The sequence below is a fragment of the Mesorhizobium sp. WSM4906 genome, from assembly GCF_029674625.1.
In the GTDB taxonomy this organism is placed as follows: domain Bacteria; phylum Pseudomonadota; class Alphaproteobacteria; order Rhizobiales; family Rhizobiaceae; genus Mesorhizobium.
The window spans coordinates 4649707-4667419 of sequence record NZ_CP121355.1; the positions used below are offsets into that span (position 1 = coordinate 4649707).

The following is a 17713-nucleotide window of genomic DNA, read 5'->3' on the forward strand; positions in this document are numbered from 1 at the left end:
CCGACTCTCATCTTCCCTTTCAGGATTGGCGCTGGCTGGTAACACGTCCTGTCGGCGTTGAAAAGCCGATCGTTGCGGGACGCTTCAGGTTCTACGCCGCAGCGAGGAGAGCATCCAGCAGAGCGTGACGCGGCGATGCAAACGGATTGACGACGGTTACACCGCCCCAGGTGAAGCCGTCCTGCAGGTCTTCCGACAGAAGCAGCCGGCAACCCGTTTGCGAAGCAGCGGAAAGAATGACGGCATCCCAGATGCCGAAGCGATGGTCCGCCGCAAGATCGACAGCCATCGTCATCACCTCCGGCGTCGTTCCAGCAATCCGGTAGGCGTCACTCCAGCCAAGCAACGCATCTCGAGCTTCCCGAGGCGACCTTCCGGCCTTGCGGACAAGAACATTGAACAGTTCGCCCAGCACCTGGACCGGAATTATGGCAGCCTCTTGTGGAACGTTGTGTAACAGGTCGAGAACGACGCCGCGTTTCTCCACGTCGTTGACGCCCTCCGCATAGGCAAGGACGTTGGTGTCGATCGCGACCTTCACCGATCGTCCTCATAAAGCTCATCGCGGGTCCAGCGTCCGACATCGACGATCGGTTGCCGTTCGAGTCGCAACAACAATGCTGCGCGCGAGCGGGAGGCCACGCCACCCTCATGCTTCTCGACAGGCACGATCCGCGCTACCGGCCGCCCATGGCTGGTCACGACGTAGCTGTGGCCCTCTCGCACCTCACGCAAGATATGGGAGAATCTACGATTGGCATCGGCTGCCGAAACGGCTTCGTCCATGGCTGGCACCCGTCTGTAGTTATTTTCACTACAATAACAATGCAGTTCGAGTTTAGCAAGCCATGCCGGGTCGTGACGGCCACCAGCGGTTGCGGTCGCGCAAAAGTGACAGCATTTTAATGCGACATCCGGGCCTAGGCGTGTTAACCGCCCGGGCGTGCCGGCTCGCCCCCAGCCTGGCCTGGAAATCGCGAAGACAAATCAGGGCATTCCCTTGAACCGCATCATCCCGCTCATCCTGGCGGTCGCACTTTTCATGGAGAACATGGATTCGACCGTGATCGCGACCTCGCTGCCGGCGATCGCCATCGACATCCACACCAGCCCGATCGCGCTCAAGCTGGCGCTGACGGCCTATCTGGTGTCGCTGGCGATCTTCATTCCGATCAGCGGCTGGATGGCGGACCGGTTCGGCGCCAAGAGCGTGTTTCGCGCCGCGATCGCCGTCTTCATCGCCGGCTCGGTCGCCTGCGCCTTTGCCAACTCGCTGCCGGCCTTCGTGGTGTCGCGCTTCCTACAAGGCATGGGCGGCGCCATGATGACGCCGGTCGGGCGCCTGGTGCTGGTGCGAACCACGCCGAAGAACGAGCTCGTCGCGGCGATGTCATGGCTGACGGTGCCGGCGCTGGTCGGACCGCTGGTCGGACCGCCGATCGGCGGCTTCATCACCACCTATTTCACCTGGCACTGGATCTTCCTGATCAACGTGCCGATCGGGCTTCTGGGCATCTGGCTCGCCACCCGCTATTTGCCGGAGACCGCGCCCGCCGAGACGCCCCCGCTCGATTTTCCGGGCTTCGTGCTCAGCGGCCTCGCTGCGTCAGGCATCGTCTTCGGCCTCTCGGTGGTCAGCCTTCCCGCCTTGCCGCCGATCGCCGGCTTCATCACCGTTGCCGTCGGCCTGGTTTCGGGCGTGCTTTACCTCCTGCATGCCCGGCGCGCCAAGAATCCGCTGCTGGCGCTGGAGCTCTTCCGCAACCAGGTGTTCCGTTCTTCCGTGCTTGGCGGCTCGCTGTTCCGCATCGGCATCGGCGCGGTGCCTTTCCTGCTGCCTCTGATGTTCCAGATCGGCTTCGGGCTGACGCCGTTCCAGTCCGGCATGATCACCTTCGTCTCGGCGGTCGGCGCCATCGGCATGAAGTTCGTCACCGCGCTGCTTTTCCGGCTCGCCGGCTTCCGCCGGGTGCTGATCTGGGGTTCGCTGATCGCCGCCGGCTCGATCGCCATCTACGGCCTCTTCACGCCTGAGACGCCCTACGCGCTGATGCTCGCCATCCTTTTGGTCGGCGGCTTCATCCGCTCGATGTTCTTCACCGGCGTCAACGCGCTTTCCTATGCCGAGATCTCGGCTGCCGACACCAGCAAGGCGACGCCGATAACCGCCGTCTTCCAGCAGCTGTCGATCGCGCTTGGCGTGGCGCTGGCCGGCGGCATCCTCGAAGTATCGACCTCGATTCATGGCGGCCCGCTGACCTTAAGTGACTTCCACATCGCCTTCTTCATCGTCGCGGCGGTGTCGGCGATCGCCTCGCTCACCTTCATGCGGCTGGCGCCCGATGCCGGCAACGCGGTGTCGGGCCACGGCGGGCTGACGAAGCCGAAGACGCTGGAGACGGTGGGCACTGCAGGGAAGTAGTGGGGTCGGCGCGCCGCGTGACTTCGTCATCCTAGGGCGAAGCGGAGCGCAGACCCTAGGATCCATGCCGTGACATTTCAGCATTTCTACGGCGCAGAATCTGCGGTTTGAACGGCGGCAAAAGTCGGGCTTTTTCTGCGACGCAAGCGTTGGTCGGCAAAGGTAACGGCATGGATCCTAGGGTCTGCGCGCGTCGCTTCGCTCCTTGCTCCGCCCTAGGATGACGAAGTGCCAGAGCCCTTGAACTCCTTCGCCAGCAGATAAAGCTCCACCGATTCATCGCGCGAAGCCGGCGGCTTGACGTGGTGGACCGAGCGGAAATTCTGCTTCAGCCGCGACAAGAGCTCGTTCTCCGCACCGCCCTGAAAGGTCTTGGCGAGAAAGTGCCCGCCGGGCTTCAAAACCTGGAGCGCGAAATCGGCCGCCACTTCGCATAGGTGCATGGTGCGCAGATGGTCCGTGCGGCGGTGTCCGGTGGTGGGAGCCGCCATGTCGGACAGCACGACATCGGGCCGGCCGCCGAGCGCCTCGGACAGCTTTTGCGGCGCTTCCGGATCGAGGAAATCCATCTGCAGGATGACGGCGCCCGGCACCGCATCCATCTCGAGATAATCGATGCCGACGACATGCGGATTTTCCGCCGTCGACTTCGTCCGCGCCGCCGCCACCTGGCACCAGCCGCCGGGAGCGGCGCCCAGGTCGATCACCTTCATGCCAGGCTTCAGAAGATGATGCTTGTCGTCGATCTCGGTCAGCTTGTAGGCGGCGCGGGAGCGATAGCCGTCGGCCTTGGAGCGCTGCACATAGGGATCGTTCATGTGGCGCTCGAGCCAGCGGCGCGAGGACTCCTTCAGGCCGCTCTTCTTCTTGATCCTCGTCTTCAGCACGCGCATGCCGGCCGAGCCCGGCTTTTCAGGTTTCTTTGTCATTGCCTGATTTCTTGCCCGAGCATGATCTCATGCGAAAACCGATCGCCACTTTTCGCTGGCCCGGTCCTGAAATTCAGGGTCAGGATTTCCGGTCCGCTTTTTCTCGCGCGCTTCGTCGTGCCGATTTCGCGGCGGCTTCGCGTTTCACGGAGGGCTTGCCCCACTCCGTCGCCGCTTCGCGGCGCCACCTCTCGCCCCTCCGGAGGGAGAGGAAGGGTGCCAGGCGACACAAGCTCGCGCCTTTCCTTTCCCCCGTCGATCTGGGGAGAGGTGCCTAGCGAAGCTCGAGGGAGTGGGGGTCGACTGCTCATCAAAACAACGCAGCCACTTTTTGGGATCATGCGCGGCGCCCATCGTTGCGCCAGACGCCGTCATCGGCCATCAGCTCGCTCAATATGCCTTCGCGCAGGCCGCGATCGGCGACGCGCAGCCGCTCGGACGGCCAGACACCGCGGATCGCTTCCAGGATGGCGCAGCCGGCAAGCACGAGGTCGGCGCGATCGGCGCCGATGCAGGGATTGGCGACGCGCTGCTGGAAATCCCAGCCGATCAGCTTTTCCACCATGCGGTCGACGCTCTGGCGGTCCATCCACAGCCCGTCGACGCGGCGGCGGTCGTAGCGCTCGAGATCGAGATGGACGCCAGCCAACGTCGTCACCGTGCCAGAGGTGCCAAGCAGATGGAACTGGGGACTGGCCAGCACATGCGCCAGCCGGTCGCGCCCGTCGAAAGCCTTGAGCCGCACCGCGACGTCGTCGACCATCGCGGTGAAGGTCTCGCGCGTCACCGTGCGGCCACCGAAACGCTCGGCAAGCGAGACGACGCCCACGGGAAGCGACGTCCAGGAGACGATGTGGTTGGCGAGCCGCGGCGAGCGCTGGCCTCGGCTGAGGTCGATCAGGGCGATCTCGGACGAGCCGCCGCCGATATCGAACAGCACCACGCCGCGTGTGTCGCGCTCGACCAGCGAGCCGCAGCCGGAGACGGCCAGGCGGGCCTCGGTCTGGCGGTCGATGATCTCCAGCTTGAGCCCCGCCTCGCGTTCGACGCGGTCGAGGAACTCGACGCCGTTTGCGGCGGAGCGGCAGGCCTCGGTGGCGATCAGCCTCGCCTTCCTGATCCTGCGGTTGCGCAGCTTGTCGCCGCAGATCTTGAGCGCCTCGACGGCGCGGTCCATGGCGGCCTGGCCGAGCCGGCCGCTGGCGGAAAGCCCCTCGCCCAGCCTGACGATGCGCGAGAAGGCATCGATGACGCGGAACTGGCCATGGCGGCCGGGCACCGCCACCAGCAGCCTACAGTTGTTGGTGCCGAGATCGAGCGCGGCAAACACCGGCAGTTCCTGCAGCGGCGGGCGCGGCACATTCGAAACCGGCGGCCGCGGCTGTGACGTTGCCACAACGGGCTGAGGCGCATGGCTGGCGGGAGCGCCGGCAGCCGCCGATGGCGGTACGGCGCCGTTTTCGTCGCGCACGAAAACCTTACGGCCGCGCCTGCGCTTGCGGCGCTTGCGCGTCTTGCCCTTCTGGTTCTCGCCTTGATGGTCGGCATGTCGTTGGTCGGCATGTCTGGCATGCGCGCCCGCATGACGGCTGAACCGCGCCGCGGGCGGGCTCGCCTGCTCCACCGGCGACGCCCCAGACATGCCCACTTCCGACGCGCCGGCGCCGGTGTCGTGGTCTTCCACTTCCGTTCCTTCCGGCGCCGCGCGAACCGGAAAGGACGCAGCAGGCACCTCGATCTGTTTCAAGTTGACGCCAGACTAGCAGCGCGTTTGACAATCACCAAGAGCGCATGGTCCGATTTTTGCCGCCACCCGTCTCCCGCAAGGGGACGGTGCTTCGCAGTTGAATAGCCGGCTTCGATCGGGCATGTCTCAAAACGAGGGACAGAGGCCGGGCGACAAGCAATCCATGAGCTGCAACGAATGACGATCTCGCCATGAACTGGAGGCGTTATTTCTGGCCGGTCATCGGCATAGGAGCGGTCATCTTCTCGCTGCTCCTGCTCTGGCATGAGCTGCGCGGCATCTCGATCGACGACGTCTGGGACGGCATCGCCGCCATTCCGCCGCGCGGCTGGATATTGGCGGCGCTGAGCTCGATCGTCGCCTATGCCTCGCTCGCCGGCTACGACCACATCGCCCTGCTCCATATCGGCAAAAAGGTATCGTGGCTGTTCGTCACGCTTTGCTCCTTCACCACCTATGCGCTGTCGCACAACATCGGCGGCTCGGTGATCTCGGGCGCCGTGATCCGCTACCGCGCCTACGGCACCAGGGGCCTGACCGGCCAGGACGTCGGCGTGCTGGTGGCGATCTGCTGGATCACCTTCGTGCTCTCCAGCCTGCTCGTCGGGGGCCTCGTGCTGGTGCTGGAGCCACAGATCGTCGATCGCTTCTCCGGCGCGCCGCATCACGGACCGGCGATAGCCGCGGGCCTCGCCATGCTGATCCTGGTCGGCGCTTATGTCTTCGGCAGCTGGCTGCATCTGAGGCCGCTCAAGATCGGCGGCTTCCAGCTGCATTATCCGGCGCTGCCGATCGTGGCGCGGCAGTTGCTTGTCGGCCCGGTCGAGCTGCTGGCGGCCGCGGCGATCATCTACTTTGCCCTGCCGGCGGCCGGCAATCCCGGCTATTTCGTCGTGCTCGGCGTGTTCATGGTGTCCTTCTCGGTGGGGTTGCTGTCGCATGCGCCGGGCGCCCTCGGCGTGTTCGAGGTCGTCTTCCTCACCGGCTTTTCGGACATGGATCCGGTCGGCGTGCTGGCGGCACTCCTGGTGTTCCGCCTGTTCTACCTGATCGTCCCGCTGCTCATCGGGCTCGGCGTGGTGCTGTTCTTCGAGCATTCGCAATACAGCCGCGGCGACCGCTGAGCCTGCCCAAGCGTTCCGCGGCCGAAGGAGAAAAAGGCTGCGGTTGAACTGCGGCGCGGGGTTGACTATTTTCGGGCGGCGGCTACAAGGCAGCGCTCGCGGCGCTTGAGCCGCCCGCTTCGCGCGTTACCGATCGCGCCTGCTGGGGAATAGGTTAACGGTAGACCAGCGGACTCTGACTCCTCGGTTATCCTTTAGATTGCAATAGCTTAGCATCAGCTCCTCTGTCTAACAGTCAATCAGATATCAAGCAGTTAGGCCTGGAAGTGTCTAACTTTTGCGGCTATCTTTCGCTTGGTTGCGCCGTCTCAAGACCAGCCCTCAATAACAGCTCTGTTCAGGTAGCGGCCTGCCTAGATCTACCCAGCGGTCGAAGCTGATTGCCCTGCCCCGCTCGGCCGCGAAGGTGCCAACGATGGACTGCAGGTCCTCGTCGGGCCCGCCTACGCCGGTGGCGCGTAGCGCGGCCACGCCGGCTACAATCGAGACAGGACCGGAATTGGCGGCCAGCAGCTTATCCAAAGCTTCGTTAATGCGATTCATGCAGGATCATCCTTCCACACCGGCACGCGGTTGATCTTGATCCCCACAAGGCGACGGATGCGCAGGCCCACGGCTTCCCGGCCGGCGGGCGCGAACGCCTCGACGTCGAGCCGCCCATGGTCGCGGCCGTTCTCACATGTCATCCGATCCATGAGCGAGTCGACATCGACGTCACCGAAAATCTGGATCAGGTCGGCCGGGCGATAGCAGTGCTGGCGCTTGCAGTAGCGGCACCGGATGCGCACCAGGCGCATGGTGTCGTTGAGTGCGGACAGCGGGTAATCGCGTCGCTTCGGGTGATAGGTCTCCGGCATGAGAACGAAATGAGAACAAATTCCTTGCCCGTCAAGCCGGTTTGTGGAATCTTTTCCGAGCAGGAGGAGATGTCGCATGCCGCTGCGATATGCTGTCGAGACGTGCCCGAACAATCCAACGGTGCTGCATATGAAGCTCAACGAAGCTGCAGAGAACGGCGGCCGCGTCGTTAATGTCATCTGGCAGCCGGAGCACGATGTGATCATGCGTGACGCCACGTATGATCCGCGCATGCCGGTCGAAGCTGGTTATGTGATCATCCTCGAGTACTTCGAACAGGATCCGGCAAATGAGCGATGAACCCGGCCGTTTAGGCGAACAGCCGCCGAGCCGCGAACGAGGTCCGCTTGGGCATGTGTGCGAGCATGCCGGATGCGGCAAGGATGCCGGCTGGGGATTTGCCCGACCGAAACGGCCGCCGCATTGGTTTTGTTTCGAGCACCGCAGCGACGGCGAACGCTATCTCTAGGAATGCCTCGATCCCATATCTCAACGCCACTGACAGGAAGCTGAAATCCCGTTAGTATGCAATCGGGATTGGAGGCGGCGGTAGATGATGCGCGCCAAGCGCGGTTGGCGATGGGGAGCTGCTTGGGCAGTTTTTGGAGCCGCACTCGCAAGTGTCGCGAGTGTGGCTGGGAATTTGAAAAATATTTCAGAAATAGTCGAGAAATTTGATTTTTGGTCCCCAAGTAAACCGAGCAAAATTGAGCTGCGCGATTTTGAAATAACAGAATCAACATTCGATCTTTCGGCAAACAAGGACGATCACGCAACGAACGCGGGGACGGCAGTCAGCTTTACTATGCGAGCTGTTGTCACGAAAATTGGCTCGACTCCCGCTAGGAATTGCCGTGCCGAGTTCGGCGAACCTAACAGCTTCTCTCAATTGTCGGTTTCCTCAGCAGAGTTTTCTATTGATATGTCCGATGGTAGCGCAAAACTATTTTCTTTTGATTATAACGCCGTTCTTCCTGATGACTTCTACCACGTTTACCTGAGGATTGTTTGCGACGATCAGGTCACAGAATGGCAAGATACCAGAATGACCTTCAAAATTAAAGGTCACGCCGTTGGGATTGGCGTTACAAAGGACTAATCATCTCTATCTAGAAAATCCTGCAGCGACGCATGCCGCAGATCGTCTTCGCCGCGTAGATGCTTCACGCGACCGATCAAGCCCGGCTTCAACCATTGCGTCGCCGGCCGCTTCATGCCCCTCGGCGCCGGTCCGGCGTGCTCCTGGACACGCTGCCAAAGCCGCTCGCGCATTTCTCGGTTCAAGGTGATAAAGGCCGATCCAACATAGCGGCCGGTGCCTCGCTCGGCCATCAAGGCAAAAGCCGGCTTGCCAGCCTCGCGCTCGACGCCAAGCAGCTCGTACTCATCGATGACGTAGCACTTCGCCTTCAGCCAATTGGTCGACGGCCCGCTCCGATAGACGCTGTCCTTGCGTTTCGACACCACGCCCTCGAGGCCGGCCTGCTCGATAAGATGAAAGATCGACTTGGCGTCACCCGGCAGCTCCTGGCTGAATTGGATGCGCTTCCCGGCCGGGATCATCGCCTCCAGGATCTCGCGCCTGTCGATCAGCGGCATGTCGCGGAGGTCATGCCCATTCAGGTGCAGCAAATCGAAGGCGACGAAATAGAGGTCGTGCTGCCTGCGCGTGATTGCCCTGCGCAGCTCGCCGAAATCCGAAATGCCGGCGTCGTTCAAAACGATGATCTCGCCATCGATGATGGCCGTGTCCGCCTGTAACTCTCCGGCGGCCTTCGCGAGATCGCGATACTTGGTCGTCCAATCGAGGCCTCGCCGGGTGAAGATGCGCACGCCGTCATCGATGATGATTTGCGAGCGATAACCGTCGAACTTCACCTCGTGAATCCACCCGTCTCCCTCGGGAGGCTTCTCAACCAGCGTCGGCTCCAATGGCCGGATGAACTTCAAACGCTCTCTGGCGTTACGCATGCACATACCCCAACCGCGATTCAAGCCGCGCGAGGCCATACGGTTCCGGGCATTTTAGCAAAATTGTATGTAGGAGAGGTTATGACGAAGCTTTCGGACCTCGGCCCCCCGATTAAGGGCACACGTCATGGCGGAGAGCAGACAAATGAAGTCGAGCATTTCTACGTCTGCCGCACCTGTGGGCAGTCGGTCGACAGGCGCGATCTGCGCCAAGTCATCTGGCATGAGCGGCCCGATCACAAACCATTGGAGCAGGACAGCTGACGACAACGCCGAACCTGTCCCTTGAAAACGGGGTATACAACGCATACATAACCGACAAGCTAACGCAACAAGGCGCGGACAATGATCGGCAAATTCGAAGAGTTGGTTCTTCTGGCGCTCATCAGGGCGGGACCTGACGCTCACGCCGCGAAAGTATATCGCACCCTTGAGGACAGCCACCCTAAGCCTCCTGCTTTTGCAGCCCTTTACACTTCGCTTGATCGCATGGCCAGCAAGGGCCTGATCTCAGAGCGGGTGGATGAAAACGATCCGCGCAGCAAACGCCTCTTCACGATCACTGGCGAAGGCAGATTGGCCGTGATCGAATCCACTAAGGCCGCCGCTGATCTTGGAGGATACGACATTGCCCTCGCGTAAAAAATCAGGCGGCAGTTCGAATCAGCGTCCTCTAGGTTTCAAGGCCGAAACAGGACGCTTCGGCATCAAGCGGGTAGAAGCGCGCTTCCTCATACACAGCAACATGCGCGCGACGCTCACGCCCGATTGGAGCCGTATGGTCGATGTCGAGCACATTCGCCTCAAGGACGGGCTGCTCAGGGACGTTGAAAACCTTATCGTTGTGTCAGTCGATGAACATAAGCGGCTGGCAACGGTCGAAAGCGATGCGTCTCCTCCGGCGCCACCGTCGTCGTTCCTGCTGAGTTTGCTGTTGCCGGCAACCAAGTCGACATCAGACTTCATCACCAACATGGAGGAGACGTTTCAGCTCAGTTGGGTGCCTAAGTACGGACTGCGCCGGGCCAAGTTGGCCTGGTGGGTACAAAACGTTCGATATTTGGTCACACAGCTGGTGGTCCCCGTGGGCGGTCTGATTGTGGGAGCCATCAAGCTGTTGAGGCTGGGTTGAGCGGGTGCCCATTAACGACGAGGACGCTCGATCGGCACGTCTGGAATGAGGCTATCGCGATCCAGTCGAACTCGACGCCCAGAGTGACGGTCAGACTTGAAATGAAAGGCCCGCCGGCGGAAGCCAGCGGGCTTCCTTGTTACGATCCGGCGGATGATCGTCGCCGGATCATCTTGTCACCTTCGATGAAGCGGTCCATCCGCTCATGTAGGGTTGATACGCTGCCCTTAAGATCCCGGACGCCGGTCATAACCTCGTCGCGGAACTCCCTAAGTCCCGCCTTGGTGATGTAGGTCTCGGCCACGTGCAGTCGGTGAGCCGCCAACTGGTCGGTCAGGAGCGAGATCGAGGCCATGGCGGCATCAGCCCTGGCATGCGCGTCCCGCGCGTCCTTTCTGACCTCGTCTCGAGCCGCTTTGATCGCGGCCTCAATGCGCCACCACAGTCCGCCGACGGCACTAATGACAGCGATCAGGAACACGATGTTCGAATTGAAATCTGACATGCGGACTGCCCTTGTACACGGCTATTTCAGCTCGGCGCGGCGCGCGGCGCTCGCCTCGGTGTGGCGGTCGCATTCCGCCGGCGTGTAGAGGCCGATGGCGCAGCCCGCGGCAAGCGTCCTGTCGATCCTGTTCTGATCGGCGAGCGTCTTGCCCTGGGCTCCGGCGAGGCTGTTACCGAGGGCCGAGCGTAGGGCTGGCGCATCGCTGACGCCGGAAGTCGTACACGCCGCCAGCGTCGATGCAGTCGTCAAAAGACATGCGAGCATCAATGCCTTTCTGCACTGCATGCTGGTTCTCCTTTTCGATCTTGGCGCGCAGTTCGTCGGCGCCGCGGTGCTTGATGGACTCGTAGATGCCGAGCGCGGCGCCGGCCGCGACAAGAGCGATGACCGCCCAACCGATCGCGCCGGCCGCCAAACGCGAGACGCCAAGCCGCCCGACGATGAAAGTGATGAGCAAGCTCATAGCAGCCACCAGACGAGGAAGCCGGCGATGACCGCCAGGCTCGCCGCGCCGATGACGCGCAGGGCGCGATCGATGACCAGGGCGACGACGGATGCGAGGTTTTCCATCACACCGCTCCCAATGCTGCCGCGAAGCGCTTGGCCTTCAGCTTGGCGTACCAGCGCCAGCCGATGCCGCCGATCGCGAGCAGTGCGCTGACGATCGCCAGGATGACGACGACTTTGCCGATCCACTCGCTCGTGTAGGAGAAGGGCGAAAGCTGACTCTGGAGATCATACAGGTAGCCGGAGACCCCGAGCCCGCCAGCGCCCGCACCGGTTGCCGCGTCAGCCGGCGCGACGGCAGGCGCGGTCCTGGCGTCCTCGATAAAGGCCTTCGCCTGGCCGCCGTCGACGAAGCTCGCGGCCTGCGGCGTGGCACCGGTCGCCCAAGCCTGTCCTATCGAGCGGACCTCCGCGACTCTGGCGCCCCAGCCCTTGCCAAAGGTCGGCCAGGTCGTCAGGTGGCGAAGGAAGGCAAGCCGCAGGTCGCAGATCCGGTCGATCAGGGCATCATGGTCGTTGCAGGACTGCACGGCCGCGATCGTGCCCAGTCCCATGACACCGTCGACCCGCCCCTCGTAGAGGGACCCAAGCGCGCGCTGCAGCCAGATGATCGACTGCTTCGGGCCCGAGTTCACCGCGCCGTCGAAGACGACATAGTCGACGCCGGCGGGCAGCTGGTCGCCCTTCACGGCATCCCAATACTGGCGGTCGTAGATTTCGAAGAGTTCCTGGCTGGTGATGGCCTTCACCGACCGGGGCGCCAGTCCCTTGCTCCTGCGATAGGCGTCGTAGACCCGCTGGGTGACGCCCTTCATCGTTGCGCCGCCCGGATCGTCGGGGTGATTGCTGTAGCCGCCCTCGTGCGCGAGCACGTGGACGAGGGATTCCTGTTCGCGGGAGACGGCCATGGATATCCTTTCCGCCGGTTGAGGCAGGGCTTGCGTTGCTGTAGGCTTTGACGATGTTTGCCGATCCACCCGATGCCGAGGATCAGGCCGCGTCCAAGGCGGCCATCGAGCGCTGCTGCGGGAAGAGGTCGTGCCGACGCTCGAGAATGCGCGCGCCCATCCCGAGCGGCTTTTGACCGCCGACGAGCTGCGCAAGAACCTTTCCGATCACGTTCGCGCCGTCACGGCCACGCCGCGATCCGGGTGAGCCCTAGCGGCCGTCCGTCCCGGCCGAGCCTTGCGGGTTGCCAAGCGAGATCTGGGTGGTGTAGCCGCTGCCGCGGTCGAGCGTGTCGGCGATGGACGCGATGGTATAGCTGCCGTCGACGCCGGGCCGCAGCTCAATGATCGCCTTGCCTTCCGGCTCGGCGGTCGGCTCGCCTTCGATCGTCACCGAGCCGGAGCCCTTGCTGCGCGCGCCGTCGACACGGTCGGAATCGGCGCGGGTCTTGGCCGCCGTCTCGTCCGGCTCCATGAAGCGCAGCACGTCTTCCGGCCCGACATCGTCGCCGGTCTCGACCTCTTCGATGACCTGCTTCGCCCGCTTGATGTCGTACCAGCGGCCCTTCTTCTTCTTGAAGCGCGGCCGGTCGGTCACAGGCGTCAGGCCGCTCGCCGAAATCACCATGCCGCGGGTGATGACGATCGTCGGCAACGGTTGGCCGGTCGCCGATACGCCGGCGTTGCGCGGCACGAAGCCTGCCTGCGTACCCTTGATGGCGAAGGTGGCGCCATGCTCGCGCGCGAGCCGGTCGGCGAAGGCGAGGAAGCTCTCGTTGTCCTGCGCCTCATAGTCCAGTTGCCGGCTGGCCAGCGACGGATGCACCTTGATCGACAAGCCCGCGTCGGCCGCGGCATCCTCGAGGACCTGGCCGAGCGTCTTCTTTTCCCAGTGCCGGTCGACCGGTTGCTTGACCTTGCCCTTCAGGCTGGCCGAGCGGGCGGTGATGGAAAGGATGCTGCCGGATCCTCTGTCAGTCGACCAATCGCAGGTGTCGACCTCGCCCTCGAAGGTGCGCATCGCGCCGCCTTCCCAGCCGAGCTCGATCGACACGGGCGTGCCGGTCTTCGGAAACCGCACCGTGGCGTCCTTGTCATCGAGCGTGAAGGAGGCCGATTGCGTCGCCTCGGTGCTCGACTTGGTGATCGTCAGCGAGATCAGCAGCGGCAGGAAGCGGGAGGTGACGTCCTGCCCGCCAACAACGACTCGGAAATGGCCCTTCCTCATGAGAAGAGGTCAATTACGGGCTTTGCGGCCGCGCCTTCTGCCGCCATTTCGGCCAGCGTCATCACGGTGACGACGCGCCCCACGGGCAGATGCGGACCCGACCAGGCGAGGTCCTGGTTGAGCGCGAAGGTCTTCGCCACCATGCCGGAAAACACCTTGCGATAATGCCGCGCCAGCAGGGCGGACAGCGTCATGCCTTCCGACTTGACGGTGACAGTTTCAGTCATGATGGAAAAGTCCTGATGCTGATGTGCAGAAGGCCGCGCGAACTGCCGGATCAGGGTTCCGAGTCAATTCGCTGGCTGCCGTACGATAGACGTGTTTACTCTCTTGAATCGGGACTAATTCGGGACGAACTCGTGATTACGATATCGCTGCAATCAATTGGATTGGCCTGGCGCCGCTTCTGGTCGGCAAGACTCGTGAAGAGGTCCGACTTCAAAGGCCGGAACTTCACGATCACGTTCAAAGTGTATCTGTCCGACGATGGCAATCAGACATGCCGGATGAGCTTCCATACCGCCGGCGATGCCTATTTCTTTCCCATGCGGCCGGAAGACATAGACCATTTGATAGAGGTCGCTCAGGCGGCCAGGGGCCAACTAAACTCCCGAGAGCCGACCGCCCGCTCGGCTAGCTGATCATCGAGAACAGCGAGGCGAAGAAATCGGCCGGCGCCGGCGCCGCCGATTTCTGCATCTTGATGGTGATGTCGACAACCTGGCCGACGCCGTCGCGGTCGAGGAAAGTGTGCTCGTCGTTCACCGACTGGACGACATAGAAGCCGAAGACACTCCCGTCGCCGCGGGTGACAAGCTGCGGCGTGCCGGCGGATTGAGCGCCGCGCAGGATGTTGAGCGTGCCCAGCCCGCCGAGCTTGGTCGGGATCAGGCGGCCGGAGACGGTAAGGGTCTCCGATCCGATGCCGACATCCTCGAGCGGCGGCTGCGCGCCGACCACCGGCTTTTCGGCATAGTCGTGCGTGGTCTCGCGCGAATGCGTGTCGATGTTGAAAGAGAGGTCGCATTCGACCAGGCCGATCTTCATAAGCATTCTTTCTACCTCACGCCACGCACCGGCCGCTACGCGGCCTGCGGCTCCGGATGGGCGCGCCACGAGGCGCGACGGCCGGTCGGCCTTGCGGGCTTCGCCCGGTTCATCGCGGCCCTCCGAAGTCGATCGCCTGACCGCGCGTCTCGGACTGCACCTGCTGGCCTGTCGTCTTGCCGCCGAGCGAGCCGACAGGACGCATCAGATCGGCCTTAGCTGAAGAGAGGAAGCCGCTGACGCCGGCGATGAAGGCGGCGGCGGCGCTCCTGCCGAACGACGACCCGGCCCCGGCGACGCCGGACGTGAAGGTCTGCGCGGCGTTCTGGCCGGCCTGGGTGCCGCCTTCGGCGATCTTCGAACCGGCATCAGCCCCGCCCGACTGCAGACGGCGCTCGAATTCGTCGGCGTCGAAGCCGGCGACATTCGAGCCAATGCCAGGATTGCCGGGAGCCGGCGGTACGTAGGCCTGGCCGCCCCTGGCCGGCGCGTGCCCGCCTTGCGCGTAAACCTGAAACTGGCGCTCGGCAGGCGTCATCTCCGCCCAGCTCTTGGGGCGCGACGTCGGCACGGGCGTGGCCGCCGGCGGCATGCCGGCGTTGGGCTCGCGCGTCTGCCGATCCTCGAGGATCTTCGTCTGCAGCGCGTCGAAAACGCTCTTGATCTCGCCGCGCCCGAGCTGCGTCAGCGCGTCGCGAAAAGCCTTCTCGGCCGAGGCGCCGGTGAAGCGGTCGAACATGCCGAGTTCGGGATGCTGCTTGTTATAGCGCTGCTTGAATTCGGCGGCGAAGTCCAGCGGGTCGCGGCCGCTGGCGCGCAAGGCCTCGTAGCCCTTGTCGAGGGCCATCATGTCGGACAGCCGGCTGTTCACCTTCTCCAGCGCGGGATTGAGCGCCCTGCCGGACAGGTCGCCAAGCGCGGTGGCCGTCTTCTGGATGTTGTTGATCAACTGTTGCCAGTTGCCTTCGGAATCGCCGGTGATCTGGGCGAAGTCCTTGGCCACGGTGCCGGAGGCGGCGCCCAGCGCGTCGAGGTGCTTCTTCAGCTCCGGCATCTGCGTCAGCAGCGCGCGCATGCCTTGCTGCATCTGGATGTCGGTGAAGATCAGCGGCAGCTTCGACAGGTCGCCCTTGAGCGCCTTGTTGGTCTGCTCGACCAGCGTCTCGATGACGTCGCCGCCCTCCTTGCGCGTCCGGTCCAGCTCCTTGCGGATGTCGATATTGTACTTCTTGAAGTTCTTGGCGACCTCGTTGCCATAGGCCTTCTGCAGGATGTTGGAGAAGTTGGTCGCGGCCTCCGACGAGGATCCCGTCTGGTTGCGCACGATCTCCAGCATGGCCGCGAGCCGCTTCAGGCCTTCGGTGCCCTTGTAGCCGAGCGCGGCGAAGGCCGGCGCGATTGCCGGCAGCTCCGCCGCCATGTCCTTCAGTTCGAACTTGCCGGCCTTGCCCTCGAAGGCGAGGATGTCGAAGGCCTCCTGCATCTTGTCGGCGGTGATGCCGAGCGAGTTGGCGAGCGCGTCGGCGGTCAGCGCGATGTCGGACATCTCGGCGCCCGAGGCCTGCGCGGTGCGCGCGACCGACGGCAGGAAGGCAAGCCCCTCCTCCAGCGACCGGCCGGAGGCGATCAGCGTCTCGAGGCCCTGCACCACGTTGTCGAACGGCATCTTCGACTTGTCGGCAAGCTCCTGCAGCACCGCGATCGTCGGCCGGATCGCCGTCGCCGGCTTGTCGGCGTTGATGATGATGCGGCCGATGGTGCGCTCGAGCTGCGCGTAATCCCGCGCGGTGCGGACAGCGACATAGCCGGCGGCAGCCGTCGCGACGCCGGCCACCTTGCCGAAGGTCGCCCATTGCGCGAGCCGCCTCTGGCGCTCGGCATCCTGGGCGGCGAGCAGGCGCTCCTCGGCGACCTGCGTGCGCGTCAGCCGCGTGTTGTTGCGCGCCAGGTAGACGGCGCGCTCGGCCCGCTGCAGCGCGGTCAGGCTGGTGCGGGCCTTGGCCGCCGGACCCGACACGCGGTCGAGCAGCGAGACGACCAGTTCGGCGGACATGCGTGCCATCAGGCATCATCCTTCGGGGCGGCAAGCACGAACTCCGGCACCATCTGCTGAAACAGCGACATGACCGCTTCCGCGTCGTCCCAGCGCAATGCCTTCAAGGTCGCGGCCGAGACGCCGGCCATGCGGACAAGCAGGTCGCGATTGCTCAAAGTCCCCGCCGACCAGTCGTCGATGTCGCCGAGGCCGACAGGGCAGAGCCTGATGCGGTCGATGCGCTCGCCACTGCGCCGCAGCGGCGTGCGCAGCCGGTGGACGCGGCAGTCCGCTTCATCGATCTCGGCCTCGACGGTTTCGGCGTCGGTTGGAGATGCTGGCGGGACAGCGCCCCCCTCTGTCCTGCCGGACATCTCCCCCACAAGGGGGGAGATTGGCAGCTCCGGCGCTGGAGTCTCGTCAGCGCCGGTCATGAATTGCTCGATCGCGTTCTTGTCGACCATTTCACCATTCACCATTCACACTGACTACTCACTCGATCCCGAGCAGCACGCGGGCCTTGGCCAGCTCGTCGACGCCGAACTGGCGGCGGCGGATGGTGAAATAGTCCCAGTAGAACCATTCCTCGTTGCCGACCGAGAGCTCGTAGTGGGTGACCTCGCCGATCTGGTGGTCGTGGCCGAAGGCCGAGGCGCGGTCGAAGGCGTCGGGCGCGACACGGCTGACGATGCCGCGGATGACGGTCTTGGCCTGGAAGGCGTCGCCGGTCTGCTTGTTCTTCAAGACGCCGTAGCCGGTGAAGTTCAGCGGCTGGTTGGTGCCGACGCCCATGGCGCGATAGGTCGATTTGGCGAAGCCGGCGAGCTTGAAGGTCGGCTGCAGGGCCTTGATGGCGTTCATGCCGAACTCGACCTCGCCCGGCGCGCCGCCGCCGAGATGCGCGACGGTCACCTGCTCCAGCGTCGGCAGACCGAGCGACTGGAGCTTGATGTGGTTCGAATCTTCCGGGTCATGGTCGCCGACGAAGAGGTTGACCTGTTCGAGCAGCAGCAGTTTTTCGGCCATGGGAATGGTCCTTCTTTGAGGGCTTGTGGGAGAAGGTGAAGCGCGGTCACTTCCTCGCCCCTTGTGGGAGAGGATAGTTCGCCCCGCTGAGGCGAAGCCGAGGGTTGGGCGATCTTGGTGAGGGGTAGGCGACGCCGGCGAGGGTGCACCCCTCACCAAGCGCGGCCGACGGTTCGCCCTTTGGGCTCACCGGGCCTTGCTGTCCTCTCCCACAAGGGGAGAGGAAGAGGCG

The 17713-nt window shown here is 63.6% G+C and carries 25 protein-coding genes; 9 read left to right on the top strand and 16 right to left on the bottom strand.

Features of this window, described 5'->3' with window-relative positions:
- Positions 1 to 91: 91 nt before the first annotated feature.
- Together QAZ22_RS22340 and QAZ22_RS22345 are read right to left on the bottom strand one after the other, a co-directional pair.
- Positions 92 to 541: a PIN domain-containing protein gene (locus QAZ22_RS22340; protein ID WP_278202859.1), complete on the bottom strand. Its 450-nt coding sequence runs from the start codon at positions 539 to 541 to the stop codon at positions 92 to 94.
- On the bottom strand, positions 538 to 786 hold the full coding sequence (locus tag QAZ22_RS22345; protein WP_278202860.1) for a type II toxin-antitoxin system prevent-host-death family antitoxin: 249 nt from the start codon (positions 784 to 786) through the stop codon (positions 538 to 540). Before QAZ22_RS22345 ends, QAZ22_RS22340 begins: the two co-directional genes overlap by 4 nt.
- 214 nt (positions 787 to 1000) lie before the next feature.
- On the opposite strand from QAZ22_RS22345, the gene QAZ22_RS22350 reads away from it, so the two are divergent.
- Complete coding sequence (locus QAZ22_RS22350) at positions 1001 to 2422, top strand: MFS transporter (RefSeq protein WP_278202861.1); 1422 nt, start codon at positions 1001 to 1003, stop codon at positions 2420 to 2422.
- Between the two features lie 215 nt (positions 2423 to 2637).
- Here the strand turns inward: QAZ22_RS22350 and QAZ22_RS22355 are convergent, their stop codons facing one another.
- Entirely contained in the window at positions 2638 to 3351 is a 714-nt protein-coding gene (locus QAZ22_RS22355; RefSeq protein WP_278202862.1) for an RlmE family RNA methyltransferase, read from the bottom strand.
- Positions 3352 to 3688: 337 nt separating this feature from the next.
- Positions 3689 to 5035, bottom strand: a complete 1347-nt coding sequence (locus tag QAZ22_RS22360) for a Ppx/GppA phosphatase family protein (protein WP_278207908.1) — start codon at positions 5033 to 5035, stop codon at positions 3689 to 3691.
- A gap of 254 nt (positions 5036 to 5289) precedes the next feature.
- Here QAZ22_RS22360 and QAZ22_RS22365 point away from each other — a divergent pair, with 254 nt between their 5' ends.
- Complete coding sequence (locus QAZ22_RS22365; protein ID WP_278202863.1) at positions 5290 to 6222, top strand: YbhN family protein; 933 nt, start codon at positions 5290 to 5292, stop codon at positions 6220 to 6222.
- A gap of 321 nt (positions 6223 to 6543) precedes the next feature.
- Here QAZ22_RS22365 and QAZ22_RS22370 read toward each other — a convergent pair whose 3' ends face one another.
- Together QAZ22_RS22370 and QAZ22_RS22375 are read right to left on the bottom strand one after the other, a co-directional pair.
- On the bottom strand, positions 6544 to 6765 hold the full coding sequence (locus tag QAZ22_RS22370; RefSeq protein WP_278202864.1) for a hypothetical protein: 222 nt from the start codon (positions 6763 to 6765) through the stop codon (positions 6544 to 6546).
- Positions 6762 to 7079: a hypothetical protein gene (locus tag QAZ22_RS22375; RefSeq protein ID WP_278202866.1), complete on the bottom strand. Its 318-nt coding sequence runs from the start codon at positions 7077 to 7079 to the stop codon at positions 6762 to 6764. Before QAZ22_RS22375 ends, QAZ22_RS22370 begins: the two co-directional genes overlap by 4 nt.
- Before the next feature lie 76 nt (positions 7080 to 7155).
- Here QAZ22_RS22375 and QAZ22_RS22380 point away from each other — a divergent pair, with 76 nt between their 5' ends.
- From QAZ22_RS22380 to QAZ22_RS22390, 3 genes are all read left to right on the top strand, one after another.
- A complete protein-coding gene (locus QAZ22_RS22380) occupies positions 7156 to 7380 on the top strand; it encodes a hypothetical protein (protein ID WP_278202867.1) in 225 nt (74 codons plus the stop codon).
- The gene (locus QAZ22_RS22385) at positions 7370 to 7549 is read left to right on the top strand and encodes a hypothetical protein (protein ID WP_278202868.1); all 180 of its coding nucleotides are present in this window, start codon (positions 7370 to 7372) and stop codon (positions 7547 to 7549) included. The genes QAZ22_RS22380 and QAZ22_RS22385 overlap by 11 nt, the downstream gene beginning before the upstream one ends.
- Positions 7550 to 7633: 84 nt before the next feature.
- The gene (locus QAZ22_RS22390; protein WP_278202869.1) at positions 7634 to 8179 is read left to right on the top strand and encodes a hypothetical protein; all 546 of its coding nucleotides are present in this window, start codon (positions 7634 to 7636) and stop codon (positions 8177 to 8179) included.
- On the opposite strand, the gene QAZ22_RS22395 is transcribed toward QAZ22_RS22390, so the two are convergent.
- A complete protein-coding gene (locus QAZ22_RS22395; RefSeq protein ID WP_278202870.1) occupies positions 8176 to 9051 on the bottom strand; it encodes an ATP-dependent DNA ligase in 876 nt (291 codons plus the stop codon). The two genes, QAZ22_RS22390 and QAZ22_RS22395, sit on opposite strands and share 4 nt — an antisense overlap.
- A gap of 81 nt (positions 9052 to 9132) precedes the next feature.
- Here QAZ22_RS22395 and QAZ22_RS22400 point away from each other — a divergent pair, with 81 nt between their 5' ends.
- The 3 genes from QAZ22_RS22400 to QAZ22_RS22410 all read left to right on the top strand — a co-directional run bounded on the left by QAZ22_RS22400 (position 9133) and on the right by QAZ22_RS22410 (position 10183).
- Positions 9133 to 9315: a hypothetical protein gene (locus QAZ22_RS22400; RefSeq protein ID WP_278202871.1), complete on the top strand. Its 183-nt coding sequence runs from the start codon at positions 9133 to 9135 to the stop codon at positions 9313 to 9315.
- Positions 9316 to 9396: 81 nt separating this feature from the next.
- Positions 9397 to 9693 carry a helix-turn-helix transcriptional regulator gene (locus QAZ22_RS22405; protein ID WP_278202872.1) on the top strand — a complete coding sequence of 99 codons (297 nt, stop codon included), beginning with the start codon at positions 9397 to 9399 and terminating at the stop codon, positions 9691 to 9693.
- Positions 9680 to 10183, top strand: a complete 504-nt coding sequence (locus QAZ22_RS22410; protein ID WP_278202873.1) for a hypothetical protein — start codon at positions 9680 to 9682, stop codon at positions 10181 to 10183. Before QAZ22_RS22405 ends, QAZ22_RS22410 begins: the two co-directional genes overlap by 14 nt.
- Positions 10184 to 10322: 139 nt before the next feature.
- Here QAZ22_RS22410 and QAZ22_RS22415 read toward each other — a convergent pair whose 3' ends face one another.
- The 5 genes from QAZ22_RS22415 to QAZ22_RS22435 form a co-directional block, all read right to left on the bottom strand.
- Positions 10323 to 10688: a hypothetical protein gene (locus QAZ22_RS22415; RefSeq protein ID WP_278202874.1), complete on the bottom strand. Its 366-nt coding sequence runs from the start codon at positions 10686 to 10688 to the stop codon at positions 10323 to 10325.
- A 172-nt stretch (positions 10689 to 10860) separates the two neighbouring features.
- Positions 10861 to 11154: a hypothetical protein gene (locus QAZ22_RS22420; RefSeq protein ID WP_278202875.1), complete on the bottom strand. Its 294-nt coding sequence runs from the start codon at positions 11152 to 11154 to the stop codon at positions 10861 to 10863.
- 106 nt (positions 11155 to 11260) lie between these two features.
- Positions 11261 to 12106 carry a glycoside hydrolase family 108 protein gene (locus QAZ22_RS22425; RefSeq protein WP_278202877.1) on the bottom strand — a complete coding sequence of 282 codons (846 nt, stop codon included), beginning with the start codon at positions 12104 to 12106 and terminating at the stop codon, positions 11261 to 11263.
- A gap of 250 nt (positions 12107 to 12356) precedes the next feature.
- Positions 12357 to 13373, bottom strand: a complete 1017-nt coding sequence (locus QAZ22_RS22430; RefSeq protein ID WP_278202878.1) for a contractile injection system protein, VgrG/Pvc8 family — start codon at positions 13371 to 13373, stop codon at positions 12357 to 12359.
- Positions 13370 to 13600: a tail protein X gene (locus tag QAZ22_RS22435; RefSeq protein WP_278202879.1), complete on the bottom strand. Its 231-nt coding sequence runs from the start codon at positions 13598 to 13600 to the stop codon at positions 13370 to 13372. Before QAZ22_RS22435 ends, QAZ22_RS22430 begins: the two co-directional genes overlap by 4 nt.
- A gap of 15 nt (positions 13601 to 13615) precedes the next feature.
- Here QAZ22_RS22435 and QAZ22_RS22440 point away from each other — a divergent pair, with 15 nt between their 5' ends.
- Positions 13616 to 14014 (top strand): hypothetical protein, encoded by a 399-nt coding sequence (locus tag QAZ22_RS22440; RefSeq protein ID WP_278202880.1) that lies wholly within the window; start codon positions 13616 to 13618, stop codon positions 14012 to 14014.
- Here QAZ22_RS22440 and QAZ22_RS22445 read toward each other — a convergent pair.
- The 4 genes from QAZ22_RS22445 to QAZ22_RS22460 form a co-directional block, all read right to left on the bottom strand.
- The gene (locus QAZ22_RS22445; RefSeq protein WP_278202881.1) at positions 14007 to 14426 is read right to left on the bottom strand and encodes a phage tail protein; all 420 of its coding nucleotides are present in this window, start codon (positions 14424 to 14426) and stop codon (positions 14007 to 14009) included. The two genes, QAZ22_RS22440 and QAZ22_RS22445, sit on opposite strands and share 8 nt — an antisense overlap.
- A gap of 103 nt (positions 14427 to 14529) precedes the next feature.
- Positions 14530 to 16482, bottom strand: a complete 1953-nt coding sequence (locus QAZ22_RS22450) for a phage tail tape measure protein (RefSeq protein ID WP_278202882.1) — start codon at positions 16480 to 16482, stop codon at positions 14530 to 14532.
- Positions 16482 to 16919 carry a hypothetical protein gene (locus tag QAZ22_RS22455; RefSeq protein ID WP_278202883.1) on the bottom strand — a complete coding sequence of 146 codons (438 nt, stop codon included), beginning with the start codon at positions 16917 to 16919 and terminating at the stop codon, positions 16482 to 16484. Before QAZ22_RS22455 ends, QAZ22_RS22450 begins: the two co-directional genes overlap by 1 nt.
- Positions 16920 to 16947: 28 nt before the next feature.
- On the bottom strand, positions 16948 to 17481 hold the full coding sequence (locus tag QAZ22_RS22460) for a phage major tail tube protein (RefSeq protein WP_278202884.1): 534 nt from the start codon (positions 17479 to 17481) through the stop codon (positions 16948 to 16950).
- Positions 17482 to 17713 lie beyond the last annotated feature (232 nt).

Coding starts and splice junctions, on each gene's coding strand:
- QAZ22_RS22420 (WP_278202875.1), bottom strand. CDS start 11,154: ATGAGCTTGCTCATCACTTTCATCGTCGGGCGGCTTGGCGTCTCGCGT.
- QAZ22_RS22460 (WP_278202884.1), bottom strand. CDS start 17,481: ATGGCCGAAAAACTGCTGCTGCTCGAACAGGTCAACCTCTTCGTCGGC.
- QAZ22_RS22395 (WP_278202870.1), bottom strand. CDS start 9,051: ATGCGTAACGCCAGAGAGCGTTTGAAGTTCATCCGGCCATTGGAGCCG.
- QAZ22_RS22425 (WP_278202877.1), bottom strand. CDS start 12,106: ATGGCCGTCTCCCGCGAACAGGAATCCCTCGTCCACGTGCTCGCGCAC.
- QAZ22_RS22385 (WP_278202868.1), top strand. CDS start 7,370: ATGAGCGATGAACCCGGCCGTTTAGGCGAACAGCCGCCGAGCCGCGAA.
- QAZ22_RS22345 (WP_278202860.1), bottom strand. CDS start 786: ATGGACGAAGCCGTTTCGGCAGCCGATGCCAATCGTAGATTCTCCCAT.
- QAZ22_RS22375 (WP_278202866.1), bottom strand. CDS start 7,079: ATGCCGGAGACCTATCACCCGAAGCGACGCGATTACCCGCTGTCCGCA.
- QAZ22_RS22400 (WP_278202871.1), top strand. CDS start 9,133: ATGACGAAGCTTTCGGACCTCGGCCCCCCGATTAAGGGCACACGTCAT.
- QAZ22_RS22370 (WP_278202864.1), bottom strand. CDS start 6,765: ATGAATCGCATTAACGAAGCTTTGGATAAGCTGCTGGCCGCCAATTCC.
- QAZ22_RS22380 (WP_278202867.1), top strand. CDS start 7,156: ATGCCGCTGCGATATGCTGTCGAGACGTGCCCGAACAATCCAACGGTG.
- QAZ22_RS22435 (WP_278202879.1), bottom strand. CDS start 13,600: ATGACTGAAACTGTCACCGTCAAGTCGGAAGGCATGACGCTGTCCGCC.
- QAZ22_RS22390 (WP_278202869.1), top strand. CDS start 7,634: ATGATGCGCGCCAAGCGCGGTTGGCGATGGGGAGCTGCTTGGGCAGTT.
- QAZ22_RS22455 (WP_278202883.1), bottom strand. CDS start 16,919: ATGGTCGACAAGAACGCGATCGAGCAATTCATGACCGGCGCTGACGAG.
- QAZ22_RS22440 (WP_278202880.1), top strand. CDS start 13,616: ATGCTGATGTGCAGAAGGCCGCGCGAACTGCCGGATCAGGGTTCCGAG.
- QAZ22_RS22415 (WP_278202874.1), bottom strand. CDS start 10,688: ATGTCAGATTTCAATTCGAACATCGTGTTCCTGATCGCTGTCATTAGT.
- QAZ22_RS22355 (WP_278202862.1), bottom strand. CDS start 3,351: ATGACAAAGAAACCTGAAAAGCCGGGCTCGGCCGGCATGCGCGTGCTG.
- QAZ22_RS22445 (WP_278202881.1), bottom strand. CDS start 14,426: ATGCTTATGAAGATCGGCCTGGTCGAATGCGACCTCTCTTTCAACATC.
- QAZ22_RS22430 (WP_278202878.1), bottom strand. CDS start 13,373: ATGAGGAAGGGCCATTTCCGAGTCGTTGTTGGCGGGCAGGACGTCACC.
- QAZ22_RS22405 (WP_278202872.1), top strand. CDS start 9,397: ATGATCGGCAAATTCGAAGAGTTGGTTCTTCTGGCGCTCATCAGGGCG.
- QAZ22_RS22365 (WP_278202863.1), top strand. CDS start 5,290: ATGAACTGGAGGCGTTATTTCTGGCCGGTCATCGGCATAGGAGCGGTC.
- QAZ22_RS22450 (WP_278202882.1), bottom strand. CDS start 16,482: ATGGCACGCATGTCCGCCGAACTGGTCGTCTCGCTGCTCGACCGCGTG.